Source organism: Streptomyces europaeiscabiei (genome assembly GCF_001550375.1).
In the GTDB taxonomy this organism is placed as follows: Bacteria; Actinomycetota; Actinomycetes; order Streptomycetales; family Streptomycetaceae; genus Streptomyces; species Streptomyces europaeiscabiei.
This window is the reverse complement of sequence record NZ_LRTR01000198.1, coordinates 16,595-27,102: the sequence shown is the minus strand read 5'-3', so window position 1 is coordinate 27,102 and position 10,508 is coordinate 16,595. Positions and strand designations below refer to the sequence as shown.

General features: G+C 70.5%; 11 protein-coding genes and 1 pseudogene. 4 read left to right on the top strand and 8 right to left on the bottom strand.

From position 1 onward, the window contains the following. Nucleotides 1–564, top strand: a pseudogene (locus AWZ10_RS09735) (hypothetical protein); the annotation flags it as partial. 67 nt (nucleotides 565–631) lie between these two features. Here the strand turns inward: AWZ10_RS09735 and AWZ10_RS09730 are convergent. After that, a complete protein-coding gene (locus AWZ10_RS09730; RefSeq protein ID WP_046703089.1) occupies nucleotides 632–1,417 on the bottom strand; it encodes a membrane protein in 786 nt (261 codons plus the stop codon). Further along, nucleotides 1,417–1,650, bottom strand: a complete 234-nt coding sequence (locus tag AWZ10_RS09725) for a hypothetical protein (RefSeq protein ID WP_046703090.1) — start codon at nucleotides 1,648–1,650, stop codon at nucleotides 1,417–1,419. The genes AWZ10_RS09730 and AWZ10_RS09725 overlap by 1 nt, the downstream gene beginning before the upstream one ends. A gap of 232 nt (nucleotides 1,651–1,882) precedes the next feature. Between AWZ10_RS09725 and purN the strand changes: the two genes are divergently transcribed. Further along, a complete protein-coding gene (purN, locus tag AWZ10_RS09720; protein WP_046703091.1) occupies nucleotides 1,883–2,512 on the top strand; it encodes a phosphoribosylglycinamide formyltransferase in 630 nt (209 codons plus the stop codon). Next, nucleotides 2,509–4,089 carry a bifunctional phosphoribosylaminoimidazolecarboxamide formyltransferase/IMP cyclohydrolase gene (gene purH, locus AWZ10_RS09715; protein ID WP_037694332.1) on the top strand — a complete coding sequence of 527 codons (1,581 nt, stop codon included), beginning with the start codon at nucleotides 2,509–2,511 and terminating at the stop codon, nucleotides 4,087–4,089. The genes purN and purH overlap by 4 nt, the downstream gene beginning before the upstream one ends. 117 nt (nucleotides 4,090–4,206) lie before the next feature. On the opposite strand, the gene AWZ10_RS52300 is transcribed toward purH, so the two are convergent. The 6 genes from AWZ10_RS52300 to AWZ10_RS09685 form a co-directional block, all read right to left on the bottom strand. Next, nucleotides 4,207–4,350, bottom strand: a complete 144-nt coding sequence (locus tag AWZ10_RS52300; protein WP_167365934.1) for a hypothetical protein — start codon at nucleotides 4,348–4,350, stop codon at nucleotides 4,207–4,209. A 111-nt stretch (nucleotides 4,351–4,461) separates the two neighbouring features. Beyond that, nucleotides 4,462–5,028 carry a peptidoglycan-binding domain-containing protein gene (locus AWZ10_RS09705; RefSeq protein ID WP_046703093.1) on the bottom strand — a complete coding sequence of 189 codons (567 nt, stop codon included), beginning with the start codon at nucleotides 5,026–5,028 and terminating at the stop codon, nucleotides 4,462–4,464. A gap of 365 nt (nucleotides 5,029–5,393) precedes the next feature. Further along, nucleotides 5,394–6,011, bottom strand: coding sequence for a M23 family metallopeptidase (locus AWZ10_RS09700; RefSeq protein ID WP_060890872.1), 618 nt, complete (start codon nucleotides 6,009–6,011; stop codon nucleotides 5,394–5,396). A 117-nt stretch (nucleotides 6,012–6,128) separates the two neighbouring features. Continuing rightward, entirely contained in the window at nucleotides 6,129–7,535 is a 1,407-nt protein-coding gene (locus tag AWZ10_RS09695) for a protein kinase domain-containing protein (RefSeq protein WP_046703094.1), read from the bottom strand. Next, complete coding sequence (locus tag AWZ10_RS09690) at nucleotides 7,532–8,269, bottom strand: hypothetical protein (RefSeq protein ID WP_046703095.1); 738 nt, start codon at nucleotides 8,267–8,269, stop codon at nucleotides 7,532–7,534. Before AWZ10_RS09690 ends, AWZ10_RS09695 begins: the two co-directional genes overlap by 4 nt. A 392-nt stretch (nucleotides 8,270–8,661) precedes the next feature. Continuing rightward, nucleotides 8,662–9,240 carry a hypothetical protein gene (locus tag AWZ10_RS09685; protein WP_046703096.1) on the bottom strand — a complete coding sequence of 193 codons (579 nt, stop codon included), beginning with the start codon at nucleotides 9,238–9,240 and terminating at the stop codon, nucleotides 8,662–8,664. Nucleotides 9,241–9,560: 320 nt separating this feature from the next. Between AWZ10_RS09685 and AWZ10_RS09680 the strand changes: the two genes are divergently transcribed. Continuing rightward, nucleotides 9,561–10,415 carry a bifunctional methylenetetrahydrofolate dehydrogenase/methenyltetrahydrofolate cyclohydrolase gene (locus AWZ10_RS09680; RefSeq protein ID WP_037694339.1) on the top strand — a complete coding sequence of 285 codons (855 nt, stop codon included), beginning with the start codon at nucleotides 9,561–9,563 and terminating at the stop codon, nucleotides 10,413–10,415. Nucleotides 10,416–10,508: the final 93 nt, after the last annotated feature.

The following is a 10,508-nucleotide window of genomic DNA, read 5'->3' as shown; positions in this document are numbered from 1 at the left end:
GAGGCTGTCCGGGGTGGCTCCGGTGGCCGGGACGTGACGACGGCCGACGCATCGGGCGAGCCCCGAACCGGGGCCCGGCGCACCGAGCGGTCGACGGCGCCGACCTACCCACCGCAGTCGCAGCCGCAGCCCCTTCCGAAACGCTCCCGCAGGTTCCCGACGTGGCTCTCCAGAACGAAGCCGTGTCCGGTCGAGCCGCCGACCCCGGCCGGCTCCACATCCGCCGCCGGAGCCGGAGCCGGAGCCGGAGCCGGAGCCGACGCCGCTCCCCGTCTCCGTCCCAGCCCGGGCTTCGGTGGCAACGCCGACCTCGGCTACGGCATCAGCTCCACCGACGCCCTCGCACCGTACGACGCCCTCGACCCGTACGCCTATGAGTCCACCACCCCCGCACCCCAGCCCGTCTGGGACCCGGACTCCCGCGCGGCCCGCTGGGCGGCGCTGCGCGAGGCGTCGTCAACCGGCCGGGACGAGCACAGACGCACCCCTCACTCCGGCTCCGGCTCCATCTCTGGCCACGCTTCCGCCCCCACCCCCGACCCCACTTCCGGGGAGGCCGTCTGACGAGGTGAAGGCGCGCCGCCGGGACCACCGACGACGCGCCTTCATCCTTCGCTCTGGCTCGGCGCCCCTACTGCGCGCCCAGCACCTGCCGCAGCGGCCCCTCCGGCAGGAGTTCCTTGCAGGACTTCGCGGAGGTGGTGGTCAGGGAGTCGTTGACGCAGGTGTAGTAGTCCCGGTACACGAACTGGGCCGTGAAGGTGATGGCCACGATGACGAGGGCGATCGTGGAGGTCACCAGGCCGCTGATGGCCGCCGTCTTCTGAGGACGGCCGCTCGGCTCGGGGGTCGCCGGCCGGTCCGGGTCCGGGGTGCCGGGCTTGGCGCGCAGGGCGCTGACGGCCCAGTACACGGCCAGGGAGCCGAGCAGCAGCGCGACGTACGGCCAGGCGAAGAGGGCGAAGAAGAAGGCCCACATGCCGCAGAGCAACGAGTACCGCGCGCGACGCTGGGAGGGGTCCGTCGGGTCCCAGCGCAGCCCGCTGCCCGGACCGCCCTCGGAGCCCTGGCCGGGACCGCCCGGTCCACCCTGGCCGCCCGGACGCTCACCGAAGGGTCCGCCGGACGAGCGGCCGGGCTGCCGGTCGCTCCACTGACTGCCCCAGGGTGAATGACCGCCACCGCGCCCCGCTCCGTCGTCGGAACCCTGGCCGTCGGGCCGGCGCGGCTGCCACGGCCGGTCGGGCGTGCCCTCGGGCGGCGGCGCGAACGGATTGTCGTCCGAAGAGCCCGTGCCCTGGCCCCGACCGGGCTGCCCGGACTGCTCGGGGGTGTCCTCGCTCTCGCGCGGAGGCGTGGGCGAGGAACTCCGCTCGTGCATCAGGAGCGAAGGAAGGCGGAGGCTGCGGTCCGGCATCAGGAGTGCGTCTTCCCCTTGGTGAATACGGCGGTGAACAGGGCGGTGACTACGGCGGTGAACTCGGAGGTGCGCTCAGTGTGAACTCGAAGGCGTGCCTGGCGGCGGTGAAGTCCGTAGGTGAACTCGGCGGTGAGTTCGGTCGTGATCCCGGTCGTGGTCTCTGCCGTGATCTCTGTCTTTCCATGAGTGATCTCGGCGGTGAAATCTACCGGCAGCGCATGAGCTGTCACTTCGTGAACGCCCCGCACACCGACCGCGTTCCCGAGTCCGCTCCTGGCAGACGCTACCTCCCGGCCACGCCCCCGTCCCACGGGGGCCGTCCGGTGTGCCGGTATCGTTGCTGACGGTCGGCCGCTTCGTAGACTTCCCCGTATCCGGGGACGCGAAGCATTCGTATGAATGCACAAGTACACATTCGGCGGACCGAACGTTCCCCGTAGAACCCGTAGAAAGGGCCCCACCGTGGCCGCCAAGCCCGTGGCCAAGCGCCTCGTCGTGCTGGTCTCCGGATCCGGCACCAACCTCCAGGCGCTGCTGGACGGCATCGCCTCGACCGGTGTCGAGGCATACGGCGCCGAGATCGTGGCCGTCGGGGCCGACCGCGGTGGCATCGAGGGGCTCGCCCGTGCCGAGCGTGCCGGGCTGCCGACCTTCGTGTGCCGGGTCAAGGAGTACGAGACCCGTGACGAGTGGGACGCGGCGCTCGCCCAGGCCGTCGCCGCGTACGAGCCCGATCTCGTCGTCTCCGCCGGGTTCATGAAGATCGTGGGGAAGGAGTTCCTGGCGCGGTTCGGTGGGCGGTTCGTCAACACCCACCCGGCCCTCCTCCCCAGTTTCCCGGGGGCCCACGGGGTGCGGGACGCGCTCGCGTACGGCGCCCGGGTCACCGGCTGCACCGTCCACTTCGTCGACGACGGCGTCGACACCGGGCCGATCATCGCGCAGGGCGTGGTGGAGGTCCGGGACGAGGACGACGAGAGCGCTCTGCACGAGCGCATCAAGGAAGTCGAGCGAAGGCTGCTCGTCGATGTCGTGGGGCGGCTCGCCCGCAACGGCTATCGCATTGAGGGACGAAAGGTAGTTATCCAGTGACCGCCGACAGCACTGTCACGGCCGAGAGCGGCAAGCGGGGCATCCGTCGCGCGCTCGTCAGCGTCTACGACAAGACGGGCCTCGAAGACCTCGCGCGCGGCCTGCACGAGGCGGGCGTCGAACTCGTCTCCACCGGGTCCACCGCCGGGCGCATCGCCGCTGCCGGTGTCCCCGTCACCAAGGTGGAGGAGCTGACCGGCTTCCCCGAGTGCCTGGACGGCCGGGTCAAGACCCTGCACCCCAAGGTGCACGCGGGCATCCTCGCCGACCTCCGGCTGGAGGACCACCGGCAGCAGCTCGCCGAGCTGGGCGTCGAGCCGTTCGACCTCGTCGTCGTGAACCTCTACCCGTTCCGGGAGACCGTGGCCTCCGGGGCCACCCCCGACGAGTGCGTCGAGCAGATCGACATCGGCGGCCCGTCGATGGTCCGCGCCGCCGCCAAGAACCACCCCTCCGTCGCGGTCGTCACCAGCCCCGCCCGGTACGCCGACGTCCTCGCGGCCGTGCAGGCCGGCGGCTTCGACCTCACCACGCGCAAGCGGCTCGCCGCGGAGGCCTTCCAGCACACGGCCGCGTACGACGTCGCCGTGGCCTCCTGGTTCGCGTCCTCCTACGCGCCCGCCGACGACTCGCAGTTCCCCGACTTCCTCGGGGCCACCTGGGAGCGCGCGCACACCCTGCGCTACGGCGAGAACCCGCACCAGCCCGCCGCGCTGTACGTCTCCGGGACCGGCGGTCTCGCCGAGGCCGAGCAGCTGCACGGCAAGGAGATGTCGTACAACAACTACACGGACACGGACGCCGCGCGCCGTGCCGCGTACGACCACGACGAGCCGGCCGTCGCGATCATCAAGCACGCGAACCCCTGCGGTATCGCGGTCGGCGCGGATGTCGCCGAGGCGCACCGCAAGGCGCACGCGTGTGACCCGTTGTCGGCGTTCGGTGGTGTGATCGCGGTCAACCGCCCGGTGTCGAAGGAGATGGCCGAGCAGGTCGCCGAGATCTTCACCGAGGTCATCGTCGCGCCCGACTACGAGGACGGCGCGCTCGAAGCCCTCGCCAAGAAGAAGAACATCCGTGTCCTCAAGGCGGCGGGCGCGCCCGGCAACCCGGTCGAGCTCAAGCCCGTCGACGGCGGTGCGCTCCTCCAGGTGACCGACCGGCTCCAGGCGGACGGCGACGACCCGGCCGACTGGACCCTCGCGACCGGGGACGCCCTCTCCGCCGACGAGCTGGCCGAGCTGGCGTTCGCCTGGAAGGCCTGCCGCGCGGTCAAGTCCAACGCGATCCTGCTCGCCAAGGACGGTGCCTCGGTGGGCGTCGGGATGGGGCAGGTCAACCGCGTCGACTCCTGCAAGCTGGCGGTGGAGCGGGCCGGGGCCGAGCGGGCCGCGGGCTCGTACGTGGCCTCGGACGCCTTCTTCCCCTTCCCGGACAACATCGACGTCCTGAGCGCCGCCGGCGTCAAGGCCATCGTCCAGCCCGGCGGTTCGGTCCGCGACGAGCTGGTCGTCGAGGCCGCGCAGAAGGCCGGGATCACGATGTACTTCACGGGGACACGGCACTTCTTCCACTGAGCCGCACGAGCACGAGGAGGGCCCGCCGGTCTCGTACCGGCGGGCCCTCCTCCTGTGTGGATCTGGAGTCCTGTGTGGATCTGGAGCCGTGGCGCCGGGCAGTCGGCAATGAGCCGGTCAGGACGGCATGCGCGAGGACGCCGGGGAACCGGTTGTTCCGGCTACGGGGTCCAGGGAGCCCTCGGCCCGGTTCGGCGTGAGGACGGTGGCGCCGTCGAGTTCGGGGTGGTCCGGGTCGTCGACGGTGAGGGTGCCGTACATGCGGATGACCGTGGCGCACGCGCACGCGCCCGACGCGATCGCTTCGCAGAATCGGGCCGCGGTGAGCACCGGAACCCAGAGGCTCACCGCGGCGCGAGGCGTGGACGCGGGTCAGTCGCAGTAGTTGTCGTTGTACGCGGCGTACACCGGGCCGCCTCCGGACTGGGAGCCGGAGGTGTAGATGATGTACTTGCCGTCGGTGGCGCGGAGGAGGTCGAGGTTGCGGTCCCGCCCGTCGTACTTGACGCGGAGCCACTCGCCCGACCCCGTGTTCCCCGACGAGTACCTCAGCTTGCTGTCGGCGTAGCCGAACGTGTCGGAGCCGACCCTGCCGTCGTCGCTCAGCCCCCAGCGCGCCTGCAGCTTCTCCGTGGCGTACTTCGTGTTGGATCCGAACTTGCCGTCGATGTCGGAGAAGTCGTAGGCGGTGCCGTTGGACTCGGTGGCACCCTCCGCCCACAGGATCTGCTGCCACAGGCAGGTGGCGCCCGAGTTCGAGTACGACGAGGTGGACAGCTCGCCCTCGTCGCCGAAGTCGTTCGAGTAGGCGCCGCCTCCGTTGATGTAGCCGGCGGAGGCCGAGGCCGAGGCCGGGGCGGCGCTCACGGCCAGGGCGCCGGCGGCGAGAGCGGCGACCATTCCGGCGCCGAGACGAGTGCGTGTCGTGCGAAGGCTCATGATGGGCCCTTTCCCCGTTGCTGTGTTGAGGATCTGCTGTCGTGCCATGACCATGCTGGTCGGGGCTGGGAGGTATGGGTACCTATGACATGTCAGGTGGACAATGCGCACCACACCGTCATGCCGGCGGGTGTCGGCCACACGCTCCAGCGGCGGGCGACCCAGGAGCGCGCTGAGGTGGCGCGCGTCGAGGAGGAGCGGACCCCGGCCCGACTCGTCGTGCTGAGACGGTCAACGGGGCGACGGCCCGGTTGGACTGCTGACCGCCGACTCGCGGGCTCGTTGACGGGCCCGGGCCCGGTACGCCACAGGGGTGCGCCGCTCGAAGCGGCGCACCCCTGTCGTTCCGTTCGCGAAGCGGGTCGTCAGCAGTTCTTGCTGACGACGTCCGTCCACTGCTCGTTGTGGCCCGTGTACGTCCTGCCGTTGAAGTCCACTGCCTCGCGGTCTTCCTGGGTCGGGATGCCCTTCTCCTTGTAGCGCTGCTCGTAGTGCAGGTGCGCCCAGCTCCCCCCGTTGCTGCCGGTGGAGCCGATGCGGCCGATCTGCGTCTTCGCGCCGACCTGCTCGCCCACGTCGACGTACCTGGTGGGCTCGTCCTGCAGGTGGTAGTACGCCGTGTACCAGCCACCGCCGTGCTTGATGATGATCATGTTGCCGGCGCCCGTGTCGTAGGACGCCTTGACCACCGTGCCCGGGTAGCCGGGATAGACCGGCCTGCCGTCGGACCCGGGGTTGCCGTTCACGACGATGTCGATGGCCGGGTTGTGGCCCCAGGTGTTGAGCTGCCACACGGTGTCGCACTTGAACGGCATCTGGAACTTGGGCTTGGCCGCATCCGCCGCCACACCGGCGGACCGGGCGTCGGAGGGCTGGTCGGCGTACGACGTACCGGTGCCGATCCCCGCGCCCAGGGCCAGTGCCAGCGCGGTGGCACCGAGGGCGGCGGCCGTCTTTCGGCCTACGGGCGTGTTTGTGCGCATGAGATGTTCCCCGTTTCTTCCCCGTTGCGCGGAAGCGGATCCGATGCCCGCATCCCGTGTGTTGCCGTGACACGTCAAGGATGGGTGGGCGATCGCCGGGCCGGTACCTGGGAGTTCCTAGGGTGACCCGCCCCGCGCAGACCCTCCTGAACAGGTCGGCGCCCACTTGTGGGAGCGGACGAGTGGGCCGTCGCCCGGGAAGTTGACCTTGGCCTGGTCCAGGACGCAGCCGCTCGGATTCTTGTAGTCGGGCTCGCTGAAGAGCTGGACGACGACGAACTCGGGGTCGATGTGCCCGTTGTTGAAGGCCGACTTCGGCCTGCTGTCCTTCACCCATGCGCAGGGGATGAACTCGTCGTGCCAGTCGAGGTCGTAGTCGTACCAGTTGCACATCTCGCCCTGCCCGCCGGCCTTCGAGAAGAAGCAGATGTCTCCCCGGTTGCAGCGTGCCCACCCCTGCGGGGCGGGTTCGCGCATCGCCAGCAGGCCGGCCGTGACGAGCGAGACCGCCGCGAGAGCGGCCAGTCCGCCCAGCAGGGCCGGGTGGGGACCACGTCGCGGTTGGAGCCGGGGCAGGCGGGGGGAGCGGGCGGCTCCGGCTGCGGGCTCGACCCTGCGGAGCAGGGACTGAGCGGTGTGGATGACGCGGACCTCGTGCGTGGGCGCCAGGCAGTCGGTGACGATCTGCCGCCAGAGGTGCGGCAGTTCGGGCGAGAGACGCAGTTCCTCGTGGCCCTTGGCGTAGCGCAGGACCGCGTCGCGGCGTGCGGCCGGGGTCGTCCCGGGGAACGGCAGACCTCCGGTCAGAACCAGGTGGGCGAGGACGCCGAAGGCCCAGATGTCGGCGGTCGGGCGGGTGCGGTGGCCGTGTTCGCCGACCTCGGCCCACAGGAGCTCGGGCGCTGTGTAGTCGACGGTGGTGAACGCGGGGGAGTAGGCGTGGGTGCCCTGCAGCTCGGCGGCCAGGTTGAAGTCCGCGAGCCGGGCCGAACCGTCCGCCATCAGCAGGACGTTGGCCGGTTTGAGGTCACCGTGGATCCAGCCGGCGTGATGGAGATGAGCCACCCCTTCGCAGATCTGGGCGAGCAGCGAGGCGCCACCGGGGACGGCCACCGCGCGGTCGGACCGCCCGAACCGCCGCTCCCCGAGCCGGTCGAGTAACTGGTCGAGGGAGCCCTCGGCGCGTTCCAGTACGAGGACGGTGGCGCCGTCGAGCAGTGGCTTGGACGGGTCGTCCACGGTCAGGGCCTCGTACATGCGGATGAGCCGCGGGCGCCGGAGCCGCCGCAGCAACTCGGTCTCGCGTTCGGCGAGTTCCTGTAGGTGGCGAAGCTGGCGGGGGGTACGGGTGCCGGTGGGCAGGAACTTCAGGGCGGCCTCGGACGGCAGGCCTTCGGCGGGTTCCGCGCAGCGGGCGGTGTACACCGTGCCGAAGCCGCCTGAGGCGATGGGCTCGCGGACCTCCCAGGCGCCGACGCGGTACCCCTTGGGAACAGGTACGGCGTGCGTCGTTCGCTCGCTCACCGTGCGATCCTCTCCCTCAGCAGCGCCAGGTCGTCCTCCCTGACGAGGTCGAACCGCAGCGCCAGGGAGACCAAACGCTCCTTCTTGCCGTTGAGGCGTGGGCCGCCGCCCGGTGTCGTGTCGGGCATCGGCTTCAGACGCAGCTTGACCGCGAGGTAGTCGACGTTCCACTGCACCGAGGTCCGTGAGACCGTCGGCCAGATGGGCCGCAGCGACTCCACCAGTTCGTCGCCGGTGGGCAGCGAGACGTGCGGTTCGTCGCGCAGGCGGTGCGCGCACAGGGCGACCAGGACCTGGAAGTACCGCTTGCCGCGGTCGAGCGGGAAGGCGCACTCGGTGGGTGCGCCGTGCCGCGGACCGGTGTGGTCGATGTAGTCGTGGCGTGGCGCCCAGACCTCGAAGGTCAGCAGTTCGCTCCCCGCGGGCATGACGACCCGCGAGAACTCGAACGGGATCGGGGCGTCGAGACGTCCTGGTGGGACCTTGACATGCTCGCCCGCGCCTTCCGGGTTCTCGATGACGTACGTCTGCCCACGACTGAGGTTGCTGAGCTTCCAGTAGGCGCCCGCCGCCGTGATCTCACCGGCCTCGCGGGACACGCCTTCGTGGACGATGGTGAGGTGAGGACCGTACGGTCGTGGCGTACGGCCGAACGACAGGGACTCGCAGGGGCCGAGACGAATGTGGTCGTCAGGCCCGGTGCTCTGCATCGGTACGACGATGATGCTGTGCATGGTGGTGGCCTCCCCCGACGGAAACACCCGCCAGGGTAAAGAGAGGCGCATAAGCGACCCATGAATGTGCAAAAGTGGCGTGTCCTACGCGAATCGGTCGATACTTGGGAGTAAGGACACCGGTGCGCATGGCGTGGGGACCCGTCCGTGTGCGGCGGCCTCCCGCTCGAACCGCCACCGGGACTCCGCGTCCTCGGCGTACTCGCGTCGGATCCCCCGCACCGCGGTGAGCCCATGAGCGTCGTCGGCCGGGCGTGCGGGTGGACCCGGCCCTCGGCTCCGCCGTCGAGTCGCCCGGGCGGATGCGGACCGACACACCGAGGGCCGTGCCCCCTCGTACGGGAGGCACGGCCCTTCGGGTGTGGTGCTCGGTCGTGTGGATGCCCGGCCGCTCAGTAGCGCGGGCGGTTGAACCATGCCTTGCCGTTGGCGTTGCCGACGAAGACGGCGATCAGGATGCCCAGCACCAGGTGGACCAGGCCGATCACGAGGAACGGGAAGATCCCCAGGATCGCGGTGATGATGCCGAAGACCAGGGCCGCGGTGCGTACGCCGCTGCCGCCGGACTTGAACTTCACGGCCAGCATGATCGCGTAGACGAGCCAGGCCACCGCGAAGATGGCGATCGCCACCATCTGGCCGACCGGAATGTTGCCGAGCGCCTCCGCGAGGGCGGGGTCCTCGGTGCTGTCGCTGGCCGCGGACACGCCGATCGCGCCGATGCCGTACAGGAGCACGCCGATCACCTGCAGGCCGACGATGACCCAGAGCATGATGCGGGCCGCGTTCACCGTGCTGGGCATGGTCTCGGGTGCGTTCGGATAGCCCCCGTATCCCTGGGAGACCGGCGGGGCGGCCGGGTAGCCGTACCCCGGCTGCTGGGGCGGGCCCTGCTGCGGGTAGCCGTAGCCCTGGGCGGGCGGCTGCTGCTGGGGCTGGCCGTACGGGTTGTTCGGGTCGCCGAAGCTCATGGCGGGGTTTCCTCCGTTGCCTGGTGCGGGGACGCGCGGCACGGTTCGGAGGAATGCCCTGGATCTTTTGAAATGGTCACGCCCCCCGGCAGTGCCCGCGGCACTGTGCCCCAATCGTTTTATATGCCCGGCCGGATGTCCAGGGAGATTCGTCGGGTGTTGTGCAAGTGCAACACATCTGATCTTGTCAGGCACGGGCCGCCGCCCTGTCGGGTACGGGCCTGTCGGGAACGGCCCGACGCGCGCCGGGAAGCGGGGGAGAGCGTCCGCCAGGTGACCGGATTGGAACCGGGCGCCGGTCATCCGCGAAGATTGGGGCCATGAGCGCCCAGATTCTCGATGGCAAGGCCACCGCAGCCGCGATCAAGTCCGATCTGACCGCCCGCGTGGCGGTGCTGAAGGAGAAGGGCGTCACGCCCGGACTCGGCACGATCCTCGTCGGCGAAGACCCCGGCAGTCAGAAGTACGTCGCGGGCAAGCACCGTGACTGCGCACAGGTCGGCATCGCCTCCATCCAGCGGGAACTGCCCGCGACCGCGACCCAGGAGGAGATCGAGGCGGTGGTGCGGGAACTCAACGAGGACCCCGCCTGCACCGGTTACATCGTCCAGCTGCCCCTCCCCAAGGGCATCGACGAGAACCGCATCCTCGAACTGATGGACCCCGACAAGGACGCGGACGGCCTGCACCCGATGAACCTCGGGCGCCTCGTCCTCAACGAGCCCGCCCCGCTGCCCTGCACCCCGAACGCTGTCCTGACCCTCCTTCGCCAGTACGGCGTCGAGATCAAGGGCGCCGACGTCGTGGTCGTCGGGCGCGGTGTGACGATCGGGCGCCCGATGCCGCTGCTGCTCACCCGGCGCAGCGAGAACGCGACGGTGACCCAGTGCCACACCGGCACACGTGACCTGGCCGCGCACCTGAGGAAGGCGGACATCATCGTCGCCGCGGCCGGCTCCGCCCACCTGGTCCGGCCCGAGGACGTGAAGCCGGGTGCCGCCGTCCTCGACGTCGGTGTCTCCCGCTCCGCCGAGGGCAAGATCGTCGGAGACGTCCACCCCGGCGTCGCGGAGGTCGCCGGCTGGATCTCCCCCAACCCCGGCGGCGTCGGCCCGATGACCCGCGCCCAGCTGCTCGTCAACGTGGTCGAGGCGGCGGAGCGCAGTGTCGGCTGACGGCAGGGCGGAGGGCGCTTCGAGGGTGCCGCGGGCGTCGGAGGCGTCAAGGGTGTCGGGGGCGCCGGAGAAGGTGACCGGCCCCGGAAATCC

Excerpts from the sequence above, each read along its gene's own strand:
- AWZ10_RS09730 (WP_046703089.1), bottom strand. The coding sequence starts at position 1,417 with ATGCCGGACCGCAGCCTCCGCCTTCCTTCGCTCCTGATGCACGAGCGG.
- AWZ10_RS52300 (WP_167365934.1), bottom strand. The coding sequence starts at position 4,350 with ATGTACGGCACCCTCACCGTCGACGACCCGGACCACCCCGAACTCGAC.
- AWZ10_RS09705 (WP_046703093.1), bottom strand. The coding sequence starts at position 5,028 with ATGAGCCTTCGCACGACACGCACTCGTCTCGGCGCCGGAATGGTCGCC.
- AWZ10_RS09700 (WP_060890872.1), bottom strand. The coding sequence starts at position 6,011 with ATGCGCACAAACACGCCCGTAGGCCGAAAGACGGCCGCCGCCCTCGGT.
- AWZ10_RS09690 (WP_046703095.1), bottom strand. The coding sequence starts at position 8,269 with ATGCACAGCATCATCGTCGTACCGATGCAGAGCACCGGGCCTGACGAC.
- AWZ10_RS09685 (WP_046703096.1), bottom strand. The coding sequence starts at position 9,240 with ATGAGCTTCGGCGACCCGAACAACCCGTACGGCCAGCCCCAGCAGCAG.
- AWZ10_RS09680 (WP_037694339.1), top strand. The coding sequence starts at position 9,561 with ATGAGCGCCCAGATTCTCGATGGCAAGGCCACCGCAGCCGCGATCAAG.